General features: G+C 73.1%; 11 protein-coding genes and 1 other RNA gene. 5 read left to right on the top strand and 7 right to left on the bottom strand.

The window, feature by feature from the left end:
• Nucleotides 1–15 precede the first annotated feature (15 nt).
• Both WME89_RS52445 and rpmE read right to left on the bottom strand, forming a co-directional pair.
• Nucleotides 16–1,137, bottom strand: coding sequence for a DUF1385 domain-containing protein (locus tag WME89_RS52445; protein WP_437655509.1), 1,122 nt, complete (start codon nucleotides 1,135–1,137; stop codon nucleotides 16–18).
• Nucleotides 1,138–1,413: 276 nt separating this feature from the next.
• Nucleotides 1,414–1,623, bottom strand: coding sequence for a 50S ribosomal protein L31 (gene rpmE / locus WME89_RS52440; RefSeq protein WP_437833232.1), 210 nt, complete (start codon nucleotides 1,621–1,623; stop codon nucleotides 1,414–1,416).
• Nucleotides 1,624–2,205: 582 nt separating this feature from the next.
• Here rpmE and dnaK point away from each other — a divergent pair.
• The 3 genes from dnaK (at nucleotide 2,206) to WME89_RS52425 (ending at nucleotide 7,019) form a co-directional block, all read left to right on the top strand.
• A complete protein-coding gene (gene dnaK, locus WME89_RS52435) occupies nucleotides 2,206–4,125 on the top strand; it encodes a molecular chaperone DnaK (RefSeq protein WP_437622519.1) in 1,920 nt (639 codons plus the stop codon).
• 199 nt (nucleotides 4,126–4,324) lie between these two features.
• Complete coding sequence (locus WME89_RS52430; protein ID WP_438006995.1) at nucleotides 4,325–6,352, top strand: hypothetical protein; 2,028 nt, start codon at nucleotides 4,325–4,327, stop codon at nucleotides 6,350–6,352.
• A 157-nt stretch (nucleotides 6,353–6,509) separates the two neighbouring features.
• Nucleotides 6,510–7,019, top strand: a complete 510-nt coding sequence (locus tag WME89_RS52425) for a TraR/DksA family transcriptional regulator (RefSeq protein ID WP_437622517.1) — start codon at nucleotides 6,510–6,512, stop codon at nucleotides 7,017–7,019.
• 78 nt (nucleotides 7,020–7,097) lie between these two features.
• Here WME89_RS52425 and WME89_RS52420 read toward each other — a convergent pair whose 3' ends face one another.
• A complete protein-coding gene (locus WME89_RS52420) occupies nucleotides 7,098–8,675 on the bottom strand; it encodes a bifunctional metallophosphatase/5'-nucleotidase (protein WP_438006994.1) in 1,578 nt (525 codons plus the stop codon).
• A gap of 24 nt (nucleotides 8,676–8,699) precedes the next feature.
• Nucleotides 8,700–9,275, bottom strand: coding sequence for a peptide deformylase (def, locus tag WME89_RS52415; RefSeq protein WP_438006993.1), 576 nt, complete (start codon nucleotides 9,273–9,275; stop codon nucleotides 8,700–8,702).
• Nucleotides 9,276–9,377: 102 nt separating this feature from the next.
• On the opposite strand from def, the gene WME89_RS52410 reads away from it, so the two are divergent.
• Nucleotides 9,378–10,298, top strand: a complete 921-nt coding sequence (locus tag WME89_RS52410) for a hypothetical protein (RefSeq protein ID WP_438006992.1) — start codon at nucleotides 9,378–9,380, stop codon at nucleotides 10,296–10,298.
• A gap of 119 nt (nucleotides 10,299–10,417) precedes the next feature.
• Here the strand turns inward: WME89_RS52410 and WME89_RS52405 are convergent, their stop codons facing one another.
• A complete protein-coding gene (locus WME89_RS52405; protein ID WP_438006991.1) occupies nucleotides 10,418–11,206 on the bottom strand; it encodes a hypothetical protein in 789 nt (262 codons plus the stop codon).
• A 248-nt stretch (nucleotides 11,207–11,454) separates the two neighbouring features.
• Here WME89_RS52405 and ffs point away from each other — a divergent pair.
• Nucleotides 11,455–11,544: signal recognition particle sRNA small type (ffs, locus tag WME89_RS52400), an RNA gene on the top strand.
• A gap of 75 nt (nucleotides 11,545–11,619) precedes the next feature.
• Here the strand turns inward: ffs and WME89_RS52395 are convergent.
• A complete protein-coding gene (locus tag WME89_RS52395) occupies nucleotides 11,620–13,089 on the bottom strand; it encodes a right-handed parallel beta-helix repeat-containing protein (protein ID WP_438006990.1) in 1,470 nt (489 codons plus the stop codon).
• Between the two features lie 55 nt (nucleotides 13,090–13,144).
• The gene (locus WME89_RS52390; protein WP_438006989.1) at nucleotides 13,145–17,536 is read right to left on the bottom strand and encodes a protein kinase domain-containing protein; all 4,392 of its coding nucleotides are present in this window, start codon (nucleotides 17,534–17,536) and stop codon (nucleotides 13,145–13,147) included.
• Nucleotides 17,537–17,788: the final 252 nt, after the last annotated feature.

Raw genomic sequence — 17,788 nt, 5'->3', positions numbered from 1 at the left:
CGGCGGCGGCGCGCGCTAGCCGTGGGCGCCAGCGTAGCCGGGGTCGGCCAGCAGCTTCGAGTAGTCCTCGAACACCCGATCGGGCTGGGCCGGCGCGGCCACCGACTCCTCACGCCAGAGCGTCGCGCGGAGCGAGGCGAGGGCCACCTCCAGCTGCGCGTCGTCGGGCTCTGCCGTCGTGATCTTCTGGACCAGGAACCCCGGCCAGAGCAGCGCGCGGAGCGGGCCCGTGGTGCAATACCGCGCGAAGATCCGCTGGATCTCGAACGTCACCGCGGCGATGAGCGGGAGGAACGGCAGCTTCATCAGGAAGAAGCCGACGCTCTCCACGAGCCGGCCGCCGGGCAGCTTCGGCAGGAACGCGCCGATGGACGCCCCGGCCACCGAGAACACGACGATGGAGACGAGCGCCACCATCACCAGGAACGTCGTCCCGCAGCGCGGGTGCATGGCCGTCTTCCGCCGCGCGTTCTCGACCTCGAGCGCCTCGCGCGCCTCGTAGGTGGAGATCGCCTTGTGCTCCGCCCCGTGGAACTGGAAGACGCGCCGGACCTCCGGGATCTGGCGGATCAGGAGGAGGTAGGTGACGACGATGGCGAGCTTCGCCACGCCGGTGATCGCCTGGAACCCGGGCGACGTGACCTCCAGCCCGAGGCCGAAGAGCTTGTTGACCAGCTCGGCGCCGGCCTGCGGCGCCGCCACGAAGAGCAGGACCGCGAAGGCGATCGGGATGAGGCCCATGCCCCCTCCCCGCTTCTTCGCTTCCGCGCCGTCGCCGCCCGGCGCGGGGCTTCCCGCGACCGGCGCCGGCTCGACGTCCTGCGCCGCGATCGCCGCCATGCTGAGCGCCAGCGACGTGAGGCTGGCTCCGCTCGCTTGCCCGGCGCTCGGCCGCTTGGACGCCGGGCCCTTGGCCGAGGCCGCCTCCTCGGCCGCGAGGTCCTGCTCGTAGAGGTCCGCGGACCACCGGAGCGCCTGGGACCCGAGGCGGAGCGACTCCACGAGCGTCGCGACCCCCCGCACGAACGGCCAGGTGCGGGGCCCCTTGGGCGCCGCGGTCATCGGCTGCTCGCGGACCACCAGCTCACCGGAGCGGCGTCGGCAGACGATGGCGACCGAGCTCGGCGATCGCATCATGACCCCCTCGATCACCGCTTGGCCGCCGATATACGGACGTGCAGGCTGCTCGCTCATACGCGTTCCAATCTAGCGCATAACCCGGCTGGCGCATCGGCCCGGCCGACCAGCGCTGTGAATGTGGATGCACGACGTCGCGCGGGGCGACGCCTCGACCGCTCGCGGCGAGCGAGCTCGGACGTACCGGAGCCTCCGCCACGCCCCGGGCGGGGCGCGGCGTGGAGGGAGTGTCTGTAAAGGAGGGATGCGTCGGCGCCGGGGGGGCGCTCAGCCCGCCTACTTGCCGGCGGTCGCCGCGTACTTCTTGCGGAAGCGGTCCACGCGGCCGGCGACGTCCATGATCTTGTGCTTGCCCGTGTAGAACGGGTGGCACGCGGAGCACACGTCGGTGGTAAAGCTGCCGCGGGTGGAGCGGGTCTCGACGACGGCGCCGCACGCGCAGGTGATCGTGGAGTCCTTGTACTCGGGGTGGATGCCGGGCTTCATGGTGAGTCCTTCGGGTGTTACGAGGGAGGGCGCCTATAGCTCAGCGCGTCCGGGACCGCAAGAAGCCCCTCGGACGCGCGTCTCTTCCGGTTCCGGGCTGCTCTGCTCGGTCCGCTCGGTCTGCGTCATGCGCGCTGCTCACGCAGCTCGCGCGGACCGCATCGGTTCGCGTCATTCACGTCAGACGGCGCGGCAGAGGGGCCCCGACGCGGTCGGGGAAGCCTGCCGTCCCGCACCGGTGCGAGGCACCGACTCGGGCCGCCGCGGCGCGAACATCGCGGAGCGCGGAGGCCGAACGTGCGGCCCGGGGGCGCTCCGGTCAAGGCCCAGGACCTGGCCGGGACCCGCGCACGGCAATTGCTAGGGGCGGCGTTGACGCTCGGGTGCACATGGTTAGCTTCGCGGTCGCGAGCCAGCGAGCTCGCGAAAACCGGCGAAAGTATCCGAATTCCCAGCGGTTTTTGACGGCTCTGGAGCAGGGGCTCGCGGCAGCTGTCAGCCGAGCCCTGCTGGCCGGTCGGGTCTTCTCGCCCCCCGCGATAACAAGCCGTCGCGCACACACTTCTCGGAGGGTTCAACGTCATGGGCAAGATCATCGGCATCGATCTCGGCACGACCAACAGCGTCGTCGCGGTGATGGAGGGCAAAGAGCCCAAGGTCATCGTGAATGAGGAGGGCTCGCGCCTCACGCCGTCTGTCGTGGCCTGGGACGACAAGGGCGAGGTGCTCGTCGGGCAGATCGCCAAGCGCCAGGCGGTCACGAACCCAACCAACACCATCTACTCGGCCAAGCGCTTCATGGGGCGCCGCTTCGAGGAGGTGCAGGACGAGTCGAAGCGCGTCCCGTACAAGGTCAGCAAGGGCAAGAACGGCGACGCCGGGATCGAGGTGCGCGGCAAGCAGGTATCGCCGCCCGAGGTCTCCGCGAAGGTCCTCCAGAAGCTGAAGAAGGCCGCGGAGGACTACCTCGGCGAGAAGGTGACCGATGCCGTCATCACCGTGCCGGCGTACTTCAACGACGCGCAGCGCCAGGCCACCAAGGACGCGGGCCGCATCGCCGGGCTCGAGGTGAAGCGCATCGTCAACGAGCCCACGGCGGCCGCGCTCGCGTACGGCCTCGACAAGAAGAACGAGCAGGTCATCGCCGTCTACGACTTCGGCGGCGGCACCTTCGACATCTCGATCCTCGAGGTCGGCGACAACGTCGTGCAGGTCATCTCGACCAACGGCGACACCCACCTCGGCGGCGACGACGTCGACCACCTCGTGATGGACTGGCTGGCGGCCGAGTTCAAGAAGGACACGGGGATCGACGTCGCGAACGACAAGATGGTCGTGCAGCGGCTCAAGGACGCCGCGGAGACGGCGAAGATCGAGCTGTCGAACGTCCAGGAGACGACGATCAACCTGCCGTTCTTGACCGCGGACGCGTCGGGGCCGAAGCACCTCCAGAAGCAGCTCACCCGGGCGAAGCTCGAGCAGATGATCCGGCCGCTCATCGACCGCACGCTCGAGCCGACGCGCAAGGCGCTGGCGGACGCGAAGAAGACGCCGCAGCAGATCGACGAGATCGTCCTCGTCGGCGGCTCGACCCGCATCCCGCTGGTCCAGGAGACGGTCAAGAAGTTCTTCGGCAAGGAGCCCCACAAGGGCGTGAACCCGGACGAGGTCGTGGCGGTCGGCGCCGCGGTCCAGGCGGGCGTGCTCTCGGGCGAGGTGAAGGACCTCGTGCTGCTCGACGTCACGCCGCTCTCGCTGGGCGTCGAGACGCTCGGCGGCGTGATGACCGTGATGATCTCGAGGAACACCACGATCCCGACGCAGAAGAAGGAGATCTTCTCGACCGCGACCGACAGCCAGCCGAGCGTCGAGGTCCACGTCCTCCAGGGCGAGCGCACCGAGGCCCGCTACAACCGGACCCTGGGCCGCTTCCACCTGGAAGGCATCATGCCGGCGCCCCGCGGCGTCCCGAAGATCGAGGTGACGTTCGACATCGACGCGAACGGCATCCTGTCGGTGCACGCCAAGGACACGGCGACCGGCAAGGATCAGCGCATCACGATCACGGCCTCGGGCGGCCTGAAGGAGGACGAGATCAGCCGGATGGTCAACGAGGCGGCGACGCACGAGGCCGAGGACAAGCGGCGGCGCGAGGAGATCGAGCGGCGCAACAAGCTCGACAACCTCTGCTACACGCTCGAGAAGACGATCGGCGAGAACAAGGACAAGCTGCCGGAGAGCGACGTCTCGGCGCTGAACGGGATCATCGCCGAGAGTCGGTCGGCCATCGAGAAGCAGGACGACGCGGCGGTGACCGCGGCGCTGGAGCGGCTCGAGAAGGAAGCGCACCGCATCGCGAGCGTGATGTACGAGAAGGCCGGCCCGCCGCAGGACGGCGGGGGCGCGGCGCCCGGCGGCGCTCCGGGAGGCCAGCCTCCTCCTCCTGCCGGCGGCAAGGGCAAGGAGTCGGTCATCGACGCGGAGTTCGAGGAGTCGAACTGACCACCGCGGGGTGAGCGAACCTCCACCAGCACGACGAGCGCGGCCTCGGCACGCGCTCGTCGTGCTTTTGTCGCGCCCATTCACATTTGCAGCGCCAGGCCTGACCGCGCGCCGCCGTCTCGGCGCGCGCCGCCGTCTCGTCCGTGACGCTCTCCTTGGGCGTCGACTCGGATGTCCGGGAGCCGTATAACCGGCGCTCATGCGAACTCTCCTGCCGCTCGCCACCCTGGTCCTGATGGCCGGTCCCGTCGCCTGCGGGCCGTCCCCCACGCCTGCCGCGCCGACAGGAGGACAGGGCGAGGTCAAGGCCGGACCCTCACAGGCCGCCAGCCCTGCGTTCGATCTTTCCCCGGTCGCCGAGCCCGCCGACGTCGTGGGCCTGCTCCGCTGGAGCAACCCGGCGGCGACGCTGTCGAGCGTCGCCACGTGCGCCGGGCTGTCGCCGGCGCTCGCCGAGGCGGGCGCGCAGGGGCTCTCCTCGGGCCTCTTGAGCGAGCTCGTGAGCCCGTCCATCGACGCGAACCAGCTCGCCGCGGTGGTCGCGCTCGACGCGCCGGTGCACCTGCTCGTCGCGCTCGACGACAGCTCGAAGCGCGGCACCCCGGTCGCGGCGGTGTCGCTCGGGCTCACGTCGCTGGAGCGCGCGCGGGGCACGCTCGAGGCGGGCGCCACGCTGACCGAGGTGAAGCCCGGCCTGTGGAAGATCGGCGGCAAGGAGCCGTCCTCGTCGAGCTGCTTCCTCGCCGCGTCCGCGGGCTCGACGCCCGCGCGGCTCCTCTGCGGCGACCGGGACCGGGACGTGACGACCCTCGGGCCTTACCTCGCGCGCACGCTGCCGACGCTCGCGCCCGAGCAGCGCGACCTCCACGGCGAGGTCCGCTTCGTCCCGCTCAGCGCGAAGTACGGCGCCATGGCGAAGCAGCAGCTCGGGGGGCTCCCCATCCTCGCGCAGAGCCAGCTCTCGATCGGGCAGCCCCAGTTCGATCGGGCGCTCACCGACGCGACCACCGCCGTCCAGGAGGAGCTCGCGGCGCTGATCGACGACGCGAGCAAGGCCGTCATCGATCTCCGGGTCGATAACCAGTCCTGCGTGAACCTCACGGCGGGCCTGGAGCTCCGGGGGCAGTCGTCGTGGCTCGCGAAGACGATGGCCGAGAGCGCGAACCGCGCCGGGCCCGCGCCGGCGCTCTACTGGCGCGTGCCCAAGGACAGCCACGGCGCCTTCTTCGACCACGGCTACGACCCGGCGCACTACGAAGGCATCCTGAAGACGCTGCGCGCGATGCTCGAAGGGTGGCTGGAGAAGGAGAAGATCGGCAGGCCCGCCGATCGCAAGGCGCTCGCCGATGTCCTCTCGCTGCCGATCAACCAGGCGCCCAGCGTGTCCGCCCACGGGTACGTCGACGCGCCGCCCGCCGCGGCGAAGGACGCCAAGCCGACGCCGAACCAGATGTTCGACGGCATGATGGGGAGCTTCGTCGGCTGGAACCTGTTCGGGTTCGAGGAGGCGCCTGACAGGTTCGTCAAGTACCTGAAGAACGTCGTCACCGCCTACAACACGCCCGGGCTGCGCAAGCGGCTCCCGGAGCTCGACATCGATCCGAAGGACCTGCCGACGGTCAAGACCGTTGCGGCGCCGAAGGAGCTCGGGAAGACGTCGCTCGCGGTCGAGATCCAGATCGTCAACGAGCTGCCGTCGCTCGACGACGACGCGGCGCAGGGCGCGACCCCCTCCAAGGCCAAGCCCAAGCCCAAGCTGACGGTGACGCTGCACCTCCTCCTCACGGGTGACGAGAAGACGACGTGGATCGCCTTCGGGCACGACAAGCGCGAGCTGCTGAGGCGGCTCGCCCAGGTGAAGGCGGGCGCGCCCGAGACGGAGACGCTCGCGTCGCGTCCGGGGCTCGAGAAGCTGAAGACCGGGAAGTTTGTCTCTGGTGGATTCTCGACGCTCGCCCCGATCACCCGCACGCTCCAGAGCGTGCTCACGACCCTGTCGAAGCCCGGCGCGGCGGGCATGGCGCTGCCCCCGGAGGCCCAGCAGTTCGGCGAGGTGCTGGCAAAGCTCCCCCACAAAGGGGAAGGGCTGATGTTGGTGACCACGCAGGAGCAGGGCGGCGCCGCGCCGCGCGCGGAGCTCTCGATCAACGTGTCCAAGCCGGTGCTCGAGGATATCGGCGCGCTCCTCGCGGCAGGGCTCCAGATGGCCGGCATCGCGAAGCCATAAGCTCCCAGATGCGCTATCACAGCCGGGAGCGTAGCCAGGCGGCTGCTCCTGCTCGGCCGTATCCTTCGGTCGCCGGACCTCGCGCGTGCGTCGTCCGCCCACGCTCGAGACCGGTACGCGAATTGCCCCACCTGCCTGAAACGATGAGAGGAATCCAATGAACAACCGTGAAGGTGCGAGTCGCGACGGAACGAGCCCGGCGCGGCCAGAGACGTCCGGGAGCGACACGACGGCAGCTCCCATACCGAGGCCGCCTGTACGCCGCGCGGCGCCCGATACGGACGACTCCGATCTGCCCGAGCTGACGCAGGAGCAGCTTGACGAGCTCAGGCAGGCGCTCGAGGAGCGCCGCGCGAGCCTCGTCGCCAACATCGACGAGCGGCAGCACGCAGAGCGCGACGTCTCGCGAGAGGTGGGCGACGAGATGGACGAGGCGAACGCCGAGGGCGCGACCTCGCTGACATCGAAGCTCCTGGAGCGCGATGTCCGGGTGCTCGCCGAGATCGACCGCGCGCTCGCCAAGATCAAGGAAGGGAGCTACGGGATGTGCGAGGGCACCGGCGAGCCCATCGGCTACCGCCGCCTCAAGCTGCGTCCCTGGGCGCGCTACAGCGTCGCCTACCAGGAGCAGATCGAGCGCGAGGAGCGGACCGGCGGCGGCGCCTGATCCTTCCCCTGCCATCGGATCGCGCACATCCAGCGACCAGCGCCGCACCAGCGCTGGTCGCTGGATGTGCTTTCCATGCTAGCGGAATCGAGCGTCCAGCGGCGCGCTCGCGCTCGTACCGAGCGCCTTCGTCCACGCGATCACCGGCGCGCGCCAGTCGAGGCCCGTCCACTTGGGGGACGGATCCTGGGCCTGGAAGCGGAAGCCATCCCCGCCGAAGTAGAGGAAGTCGATCGTCGCGACCGTGTAGCGGCGGCCCTCGTCCAGCGGGGTGCCGTCCAGCAGGACATGACGGCCATCGGCCGAGGGTGACACGCCGACGAGCACCGCGTCGCTGTGGCGGAGGGTCTCGAGGATGTCGCTGCCCCGGAGCGAGCAGATGACGAGCTTGTTGTCGAACGGGAGGACCGAGAACACCGTGGCTCTCGTGATCGGTCCCCTGGGCACGGCCTGCCGGATACCGTCCTTGTTCAGGATCGCGATGTCGACGCCGAGCTGGTCGCGCCAGGCCCCGGCGATCCAGCGCTGGATCTCGAGAGAGTCGCGCTCCATCCCGTCGCTCGAATAGCCGATCTGCTCGCCGAGCGCCGCGTCCAGCTCGCGCTGCCAGCCGGCGCTGGCCCTGGCGAGCGCCTCGTCGGGCGGTACGGCGGGCGCGCCCTCCGGGTGGGACACGTCGACCACCTCCGTGGAGGCCGACACGACGCGCTGCTGCAACGGACGCCGGGGGTCGATCTCGAGCGATACGCGGGCGTAGCTGCGAAGCCGCCAGCCAGGGTTGACGAGCGGGACGCCGCCGACGCGCAGCTCCGCCCTCCTGTGGCAGTGCCCGGCGCCGACGAAGGAGAGGCGCCACTCGGGGTGACGGGCGAGGAGCGGCTCGAGCACGTCCTGGCACTCGTGGGCGAGGAGCACCAGCGCGTCCGGCTCGGCGCGCCAGGCCTCCGGGATGGCGCGCGAGAGCGCCGCCTCCTCTTCCTCGAAATCGATGCCCTCGAAGCGGCTCGCGGTCGCGGCCTCACGGGTGCGCGCCGTGGCCAGCCCGACGACGCCGACGCGCAGCCCGCGCCGATCGAAGACGGCGAAGGACGGCAGCGCGAACGCGGAGAGCGACGGGTCCGTCACGCGCAAGTTGGCCGCCAGGTAGGTGGCCCGAGAGCGCTTCCTGTTCTGGAGGAAAGCGTCTCTTCCGAAGTCGAACTCATGGTTCCCGAAGGCCGACGCGGCGTAGCCCATCCGCGCCATCGCGTCGGCCATCGGCGCCCCCGTGAAGTAGGAAGAGATCGCGGGGCCGGTCCAGTTGTCGCCGCCGGAGAGCGCGAGCGTCGACGGATCCTGGCAAGCCGGCGGCGGGGGGAGGGACGGAGCCCCGGGCGCCGGGCCAGCGCAATGGCCCTCCCGCGAGAGCCACAGCCCCAGCACCTCGGCAGCGCCGCCGAGGACCCGGCCCTGCTCGACCGTCGGCAGGAGCCACCCGTGCTCGTCGGTCGTGTAGAGGAGGGTGATCGCGGCCGGTGCGCGCGCGGCCGGGGCCGGCGCCCTCGCGTCCCTCGGGTCGCACGCCGGCAGGGACAGGAGCGCATGAGCGCCGAGCGAGAGGGCCGCGATCGCGCGCCGCGCGAGAGGCGCCCCCCGGGCCGCGTTCAAAGGCATCATCGAGGCTCGGCGCGACGATGCACCTCAGCCACCCATCCGCTGGATGAACGGGACGATGCGCTCGACAAAGGGCTGCTTGTGGTACCGATCGAACTCCGCCCAGGTGCAGAGCGTCCGCGGATCCTTGACGCGATCCACGAAGAGCACGCCGTCGACGTGGTCCTTCTCGTGCTGGAAGGTGCCCGCCGAGAGCCCGCGCACGACGCGATCGATCGGCCGCCCCTCGCGGTCCAGGCCGGTCAGCCGGATCTCGGTGAAGCGGTCGACGACGCCCCTCAGGTTGGGGACGCTCAGGCACCCTTCGTAGTTCTCGAACGTCTCCTGCGTGAGCGGCTCGATCACCGGATTGACCACGATGGTGAGCGGGATGTTGGGCTTGTACGGATAACGAGGGTTGTTTTGCACCTCGACCGCGAAGATGCGCACCGGCGCGTGGACCTGAGTGGCAGCGATGCCGGCGCCGTTCGCGTCGCGCATCGTCTCGACCAGGTCGTCGAGGAACGCCTGCATGGCGGGAGAGGAGAGCTCTTCCGGCGTGACCTCGCGCGCTCGCTGCCTGAGGACGGGGTTGCCGATGTGGGCGATTTTCAGGAGCGTCACGGCCCGATCGTACCATAGGAGCGCGCCGCCGACGTGGCCGGCCATGCCGACGTCCACGCCCGCCCATGCAGGGCGCGGCAGCGTCAGCTATGGAGAGGGGGCATGCACCACTTCCCCGACGAGCCGCGCGTGCCCGAGCAGCAACAGACGACCGCCGTCATGCACCTCCGCTTCGAAGACGTCGGCCAGACCGGACGGGTGATGCTCGACGCGCTGCCGCACGGCCTCGGGCCCGCGGTCTGGGTGAAGCTCCTGCAAGCGAGCGCCATCGCGACCCTCATGAGCACGGGGGTCATCCCGATCCTCACGCGCCTCATCATCGAGGGCGGAGAGGGGCCGATCGCAGCCCGGGAGCCGCTGCAGCTGCGGGGGCTCTACCAGCTCGCGCACACGGTGGACGCCGCGTCCGAGGTGAACCGGCTGGTCCTGCCGATGTGGCTCTCGGCCACCGCGCGCCGCAGCCGGACGTACGGCCCGCCGCCGCCCGGCGCCGGCGAGCCGATCCAGGTCGGTCGCGTGTTCGCGGAGCACGTCTTCACGCGGCCGTTCGCGGAGGCCGGCGCGCGCAAGGTGCTGCGCTTCGAGTCGCCGGATCTGCCGGCGGTGCCGCCCGAGCGCTACACCTGGCGCTCACCCGAGGCGCTGATGGGCTTGCCAGAAGGCGCGGAGCCGTTCGACGCGGAGCCGACCCTGGATCCGGTCGCGGTCGCGTTCGGCCTGGATCACACCGACGGCAACCAGCACGTGAACTCGCTCGTGTACCCGCGGCTCTTCGCAGAGGCCGCGCTCCGGCGCCTCGCCGCGCAGGGACACAGCACGTCCGTGCTCGCCCGGAGGGTGGAGATCGCCTACCGCAAGCCGTGCTTCGCGGGCACGCGGGCGAGGATCGTGCTGCGCACGTTCGCGATGGGAGGCGCGCTCGGCGCGCTCGGCGCGTTCGTGCCGGACCCGCCGGAAGACGCGGCCAGCGCTGCCCCCGACGCGCGCGCCTACTGCTACATCCGCACGCTGTTCGAGCGCTGAGCGGGCCCCGACAGGCGAGCGCGCCGCGCAGCCGCCCTCGCGACGGCGCGCGGAAGCGCCGGGAGCGCTGCGCGCTCGCTCGCCCGCCTAAAGCGCTGCGCGCTCGCCTGCCGAAAGCGCTACGCGCTCGCCGGGCGGGGCAGGCCGGCGCGGTCGGCGATCTCGTTGTGGAAGGCGCGGAACGTCGACTCCTGGGGCCACGGGGGCGCGTTGGCGAGGAGCGCCTTGACCCGGGCGAGCTCGCCCTCGTCGATCGCGACGACGGCCGCGGCGTAGCGCATGGCCCAGAAGACGAGCGGGCTGGCCTCGCTCGCGCGCTCCAGCAGCACGCGGTCGCCCGGCACGCTCTGGTGAGCGAAGGCGCGGGCGAGCGCGCCTGCGGCCGCCCGCAGCGTGACCACCCGGTCGCGGAAGGGAGAGCTGACGTTCGGCAGCGGGAGCCGCTCCAGTCGGCCCGCCTGCTCGAGGGCCGCGTCGCGATCGCCCTCGAAGGTGTAGAGCAGCGTGTCGAGGAAGAGCCGGTGCTCGAGGGCCGCGTCCCACGCAGGCCCCCGCTCGGCAGCGGCCATGGCGGCGCGCGCCTTGTCGACCCAGCCATACGCCGCGAACGCCGTCGCCGTCATGAGCGGAGCCATCGTGGCCGGGTGCGGGATGCGGTGCAGCGTCGGCGACCAGCGCTGCAGGACCGACCGAACGTCGCCCGAGCGGAGCAGCCGGCGCAGCTTGCGGCGAGCGAGCCAGCGGGCCGCAGCGAAAGCGAGGACCACGCCGAGCACCGCCGCCATGACCACCGGCTGCTGCCAGGCGAACCGGAGCGCGGCCGCCGCCAGCGCTGCGGAACCGATGAAGATAAGCACCGGAATCAGCCGACTGCTCCGTGCCTCGTCCTCGGAATCGAACGGATTCACGACACTTCCAAGCGTACGGTCCTTCCCGTACGAGGCAAGTCCCGGGCGACACTCGCTCCAGGCAGCTCTCCCCCGGAGCGCACCCCGGGGGAGAGCGAGGGAGGGGCGGCGTTCGTCGCGGAGCCGAAGCCGGGCGAGGTGCGGCCGAGACGCCGTGACAACAAAGCGCGCCACGGGCTCCAGGAGGGCTCGACACGGACCCGAGGTTCGGTTACGAAGTCGCTGCGTCAGGCGACAGCGCCTCGACCTCATGGGTCCGCCGACAGCGCGCCGTGAACCCCGCCAGGCCCGGAAGGGAGCAACGGTAGCGGAAAGCGAGTGTGGCGGGCCCACTTGCTTTTTGTGGGTTCGACACGCTCCCGCGCCCACGTGCGCGGCCCTGACGCGCGAAACCAGCGCGGCGCCGTGGTGGCTCACGGGGCATCGAGCGCAGCGGGTGCGGCGGGCGCGACGGGCACGGAGAAGAGCGCGTCCGGGCTCGTCGTGATGCGGGGGACATCCGCGCCGCGCAGCGGGCTCGCGCCGTCAGCAGACAGACGCTGCTGGACGATGCCTGTCGCCTCATCGCCGCCCTCCAGCGTCACGTCGGCGAGGCGGCTGTCCGGGCCGACGCCGCCGTCGATGAGCACGCTCGCGCGGCGCGACGGGTCGACGGAGGGGTTGCTGGACTCGAGCCCGTTGCCGCTCAGGACGAGCCCCGAGATCGCCGCCTGCGCCCGCTCCTGCCAGCTCACGCCGTCGCCGACGACCTCCTGGGAGCGATCGCTGCCCGTGCTCACCACCGCCGAGTCGGCGAAGGTCCCGGCGATGCGCATCCCATCGATGATGATGCCGCGCGCGTCGCCGCTCATCCCCAGGCCGATCGCCCGGTTCTTCTCGAGGACGCCTCCCCTGAGCGTGACCGGCTGCTCCGCCGTCGTGTGCTGGATCCAGATCCCGGGCTGGTTGCCGCTCACCTCGAAGCCCTCGCCGTCGCCGCCGAGAGAGGCGCTCGCCTGATCGATCAGGAGACCAAACCCGCTGTTGTCCGCGACCCTGAGCGCCGTCGCGTCGAGGATGGAGCAGCCGGAGACGGAGACGCCGCCGCTCGGGTCGAACCCGCGGAGGGCGTTGCCGCTCACCTCGACGCCGGACAGCGTGGCGCGCGCTCCGACGAGCGACACGCCGACCACCTTGTTGTCGCGGAGGATCGCGTCCTCGACCTGGACGTCGACCGGGGCCTCGCAGTCGCAGCCGCCGGTGCACTGCGCCCACAAGCCCGGCCCCTGCGAGCCGGAGAGGATCGAGCGCGCCACGGTGAGGCGCCCGGCGTCGAGCGCGCTCAGCCCGTAGCGAGCCGAGCCCTCGATCGCCGAGTCGACGAGATCGAGCGACGCGCCAGGGCCGAGCGCCACGCCGTCGGACGCGCTCCCGGCGACGCGCACCGCCTCGATCCGCGCCCGCGCGCCGGGCGCGATCTGCACGCCGCCCGCCCCGACCGTGAGCCCCCGCAGGACGGCGGCGTCGCCCGCGGCGAGCGACACCGCCGCGACGGTCACGGAGCCGGCGCCCCTGCCCAGCAGGCTCACGCCGGGAGGCAGCGCGACAGGGCCGTAGGCGCCGGGGCCGAGCGCGATGCACGCCCCGGGGCGAGCCGCCCCGGAGGCCTGCGAGAGCGCCGCGTCGCTCGAGACCTCGACCACCTCCGCGCAGTCGACGGAAGCGGCGCAGAAGTCGCCGCCGCAGAGCGCTCCGGCGGGGACTCCGATGCACGCGCCGGAGGCCGCCAGGGCGCCCGGGCAACCGCTCGGCTGCGGTTCAGGATCCGACGCGCACCCGAGCGCCGCCGGCCCGAGCAGCGCGGCGCCCAACACGAGAACTGCCTGATTCCAAGCCTTGATCATGACGAACGTCTCCCGCGCGGCGCGCCGCGCTAGCGAACGAGAAAGGGTCAGCCCCTCAGCTCCCTGAGAGCAGCGCGCGGCACTCGTCTGCGCGCGCGGCGAGCTCGCCCTCGCGGAAATGCGCCGCCAGCGAGGCGGTCAGCTGCGCCACGGCGGCCTGGGCGCGCGGGCGGGTCGAGGGGTCGCGGAGGGCCACGCCGCAGATCCGAGAGAGGCCGAGCGCCACCTCGCCGAGGTACACGCGCCCGCCGCCCACCTCGGCGAGGCGCAGCGCCGTGCAGCCGGAGTCGAGCGCCTCGCCGACGTGGCCGGCCGCGAGCAGCGCCGCAGCCAGGTTGCGGTAGGCGTCCGGGAGATCCGCGCCGGCGCCCGACTGCTCGCCGAGCCTCACCGCGCGCCGCGCGTGCTCCAGCGCGGCGTGCGGGCGCGAGAGCCGGAGCTCGACCTCGGCGAGGTTGTTGTGCCCCGACGCGACCGCCTGGAGGTCGCCGAGCCGCTCCTTCAGCGCGAGCGCGCGCGCGAACACCTCGCGGGCGCCGCCGAGATCGCCCTTCGCGAAGAGCACCGCCGCGACGCCGTTCAGCGCGAAGCTCAGCGCCTGCGGGGACGCGCGCTCGTCCACGGCGCGCGCGGCGCGGGCGGCCTGGCGGTAGCAGCGCTCGGCCTGCACCAGCCGGCCGCGCGAGTAGAACACCGTCCCGAGCGCGAGGAGCAGCTGCGAAGCGGCCTCGCGGCGGCGGCCGTCGCCGGGCGGCAGCCGCCGGCAAATGCGCAGGCTGCGGAGCGCGACCGCGCGGCAGGCGTCGAGATCGCCGTCGCGCCGGTGCAGCGCCGCGAGGAGGGCGTACATGGGCAGCGCCTCCAGGGCGGCGCCGCCGCGCTCCGCGAGCGCTATCGCCCGCTCGACGAGCGCGCGCGCCTCGGGCGTCGCGCCGCGCATCTTGCGCGCGAGCGCGAGGCGGAAGTCGACGCGCGCATCCCAGAGCAGCGCCGCGGCCGGGTCGTGCGAGGCCGGCGGGGCGGCGCGCCGCTCCGCGCGCAGGATCCGCGCCCGCGCCTCGCCGTAGGCGCGCTCCGCCTCGTCGAGGCGGCCCGCCCTGCGGAGCGCGTCGCCGGCCTCCAGGAGGAGCGCCGCGCGCTCGTGCCAGGCGAACAGCCGGCGCTCGTCGCCGCCCGGCGCCGAGACGGAGGGCGCGCGCGGCTCGGGGCCGCCCGCCGCGCTCGCGTGGATCTCCCGGGCCCGCTCGAAGTGGCGCAGCGCCTCGGCGTTCTGCCCGAGCGCCGACGCGCTGGCCGCCGCGCTCGCGTGGGCGAGCGCCGCCCTGCGCGCGTCGCCGCCGCGATCGTGGTGCAGCGCCGCGAGGGCGGCCCCGACGTCCCCGAGCCCCCGCGGCCCCGCGGATCGCCCGGCCGACAGGCCGTCGAGCCAGGCGGCGACCGCGCGGTGCATCGCGCGGCGCACCTTGAGGCTCAGCGTCTCGTAGGCGATCTCCTGGGTCGCCCCCTCGGCGAAGACGTACTCGAGATCGTCGGGGAAGGTCGACGCGTCGCGCGCCCGGATGATCTGCTGCTCCCGGAGCCGGCCCAGCACCTCCGCGGTGCTCGAGCCGCCGCCGTCGCGCGGCGCGACCGCGCGGAGGTGGTCGATCGCGCCCTTCCAGAACGTCCTGCCGATCACGGCCGCCTGCGCCAGCACCGCTCGGGCCTCGCCGTCGAGCCGATCGAGCCGCGCCTGGACGATGCCCTGGATCGTCGCCGGCAGCGCGAGCCGGGCCAGCTTCTCCTCGTGGAGGACCCAGGGCTCGCCCTGGCGGCGCTCGAGCGCGCCGACGTCGACGAGCAGGTACAGCGTCTCGGCCAGCGTCAGCGGGCTGCCCTCGGCGCGCTCTGCCAGGGCGCGGACGGCCTCCGCCGAGCAGCGCGCGACGAGGCGCAGGTGATCGCGGGCCATGTCCTCGACGTGCCGCCGCGACAGCGGGCCGAGATCGAGGCGCGCGTGGCTCGCCTTCCCTTCGCCCCAGTGCGGCCGCCGCTCGTAGAGCTCGGGACGCGCGGCGCCGACGAGGAGCAGCGGCGCGTCCGAGAGGCGCAGGGCGAGGTCGTCGAAGAGGTCGAGGCTGGCCTCGTCCGCCCAGTGGATGTCGTCGAGCAGGACGACCACGGCCCCGCGCGCGGTCATCGCCCGCAGCAGCGTCGCGAGGGCCGCGGCCACCCGCGCCTTCACCTCCGCGCCGCCCTCGTCAGGGACGATCGCCGTGGACACGGCCGGCGCCGCCGGCGACGGGCAGAGCAACGACGCGAGCTCGGCCAGCGCGTCCTCCAGCGCGAGCGGATGGGGCGCGTCAGCCGCGTCGCCCCTCGCCGCGTCAGCCGCGTCGCTCCTCGCCGCGTCAGCCGCGTCGCCCCCCGCCGCGCCGGAGGCGCCGCTCCTCAGCTTGCGCAGCACGACGTCGCGCGCGTCGTCGTCCTGGACCCGGAAGTGGGCGCGCAGGAGCGACGCGGCGAGGTGATAGCTCGCGTCCATCGACAGCGAGGAGCACGCCGCGCCGAGCACGACGGGCGGGTCCGCCTGCGACAGCGCCCGCTCCCGGGCCTCCGCCAGGAGCCGGCTGCGCCCGATGCCGCCCGGGCCGATCACCGAGACGAACATCGCGCGCCCCTCCGCGATGACCGTCTCCAGCGCCTCCGTGAGCCGCTGCACCTCCGCCGCGCGCCCGAAGAAGCGGGTGTCGAGGCCGAGGAAGTCGGAGCCGGCGCTCGCGCCGCGCGCGAGCCCGAGGACGCGGAAGCTCGACGGGCCGTCGCCCTCGGGCTCGACCAGGAAGAGCCCGGCCACCTGCCGGAACGTCGGCTGCGCGATCAGCACCGCGCCCGGCGCGGCGGCCTGCTGGAGCCGCGCGGCCACCCTGAGGGCCTCGCCGGAGGCGTCGAGCGGGGCGCCTGGCCCCGCCGCGCCGCTCACGAAGAGCCTCCCCGTGCTGATGCCCACGCGCAACCTCGGCCGACACCCCGGCGGCAGCTGCGCCGGGAGCGACGCGGCGTCGGCCGCCGCGAGCTGCAGCCCGGCGCGGACGGCCCGCTCCGCGTCGTTGTCGCTCGCGCGCGGCGCGCCGAACAGCACGGTGACGGCGCCGTCGCGCTGGCCGTTCACGGCGCCGCCGAGGCGCTCGACGCGCTCGCGGACGAGCTCGAAGCAGGCGTCGCGGAGCTCCATCTCCTGCTCCGGGTCGAGCGGCGCCTGCCCCTCGCCCCCGGCCACGATCTCCGCGGCGAGCACCGTGCAGACGCGGTACTCGCCTGCAGGCTGAGCGGCCCTCGAGGCGCGCGCGGGCGCCCTCGGGGCGGAGAGCGGCGCCGCGCTCCGGCCTGGCGCAGGCGCCGGCGGCGCCGCCGCTGGGGGGGAGCTCGACAGCGTGGCCGCCGGCGGGTCGACCGGCGGCCGGAGCGTCGCGCCGCGGCGCGCGGCGGCGAGCGCCTCCCCGAGCGCCCGCGCGTCGCCGAAGCGCGCTGCGGGCTCGACCGCGAGGGCCCGCGCGACGACCGCCTCGAGCGCGGGGCTCGCCGCGACGCCCAGCCCGGCGAAGGAAGGCCGGCTGAGCGGGTCGACCGAGGCGAGGTAGAGGTCGGCCCAGTCGCTGCCAGCGAGCGGCTGCCTGCCCGACGCCAGCTGCAGCAGGATGAGCCCCAGCGCGAACACGTCCGTCCACGGCCCGGTGGCGCCGAGCTTCGGGTTGAACTGCTCCGGCGCGCCGTAGAGCGGCGTGAACGCGTGCAGCGTCCGCGACAGCGCGAGCTCCTGTGTCGTGGCGCTGGCGGCCCCGACCGGCGCCCGCGCCGGCGCCGCCGCTCGCCGCGTCTCGACGAGCGCCCTCGACGGCGGCATCGACGCGTCGATCACCTTGGCGATGCCGAAATCGACGACCTTGATCGTCCTCCCGCCGGGCGCCCCGACGAGGAACAGGTTCGCCGGCTTGATGTCGCGGTGAGAGACCCGCTCGTCGTGCGCCATGGCGAGCGCCGAGACCGCCGGCGCGAGGAGCTCGAGCGCCTCGTCGACGGAGCACGGCCCGCGCCCGGCGGCGATCCGCGCCTCGATGTGCTGGGCGAGCGTCTCGCCCTCGAGCCACTCCATGACGATGTACGGCGTCCAGTGGCCCGCGGGCGAGATCGCGGCGGAGACGTCGAGCGCCTGGACGATGCCGGTCGTCCGCCGCGAGAGCCGGTGCAGCAGCCGGGCCTCGCGCTCGAAGGTGTCGAGCAGCGCCCCCCGCTCCTCCGACGAGAGATCCGCGGGTATTTTCAAGCACTTGACCGCGACCTGCTCCTGGAATCCCAGGTGCGTCGCCCGGTAGACGACGCCGAACGCCCCCTCCCCGGCCACGGCGTCGACCAGCAGCTTGTCGCCGATGGTGCTGCCCACCCAGCCGAACGGGTCTCCCGCGATCATCCGCGGAAACTCTACCGCCCGCGCCGCGGTACAGGGAGCGCGCCGCCGGCGCGGGATCGCGATCGCCGCCCCGCGCCTGGGGCCCCCGCGCCAGGGCGCGCGAGGCGAGCGCGACAGCTGTCGCCGTGGGTGCGGGTCCGTGCTACGCAGCCGGCTGCAGGGTGCGGCATCGGTCCTGGCTACCGTCCTGCGAGAGCTGCCGCAATCGTTCCCGGGACGGATCGCACGCGTGCAGTGGAAGGGCGTCGTTCG

It is taken from the genome of Sorangium sp. So ce321, from assembly GCF_051530195.1.
In the GTDB taxonomy this organism is placed as follows: Bacteria; Myxococcota_A; Polyangia; order Polyangiales; family Polyangiaceae; genus Sorangium.
The sequence above is the reverse complement of the archived record's forward strand: the minus strand, read 5'-3'. Positions and strand labels throughout refer to the sequence as shown.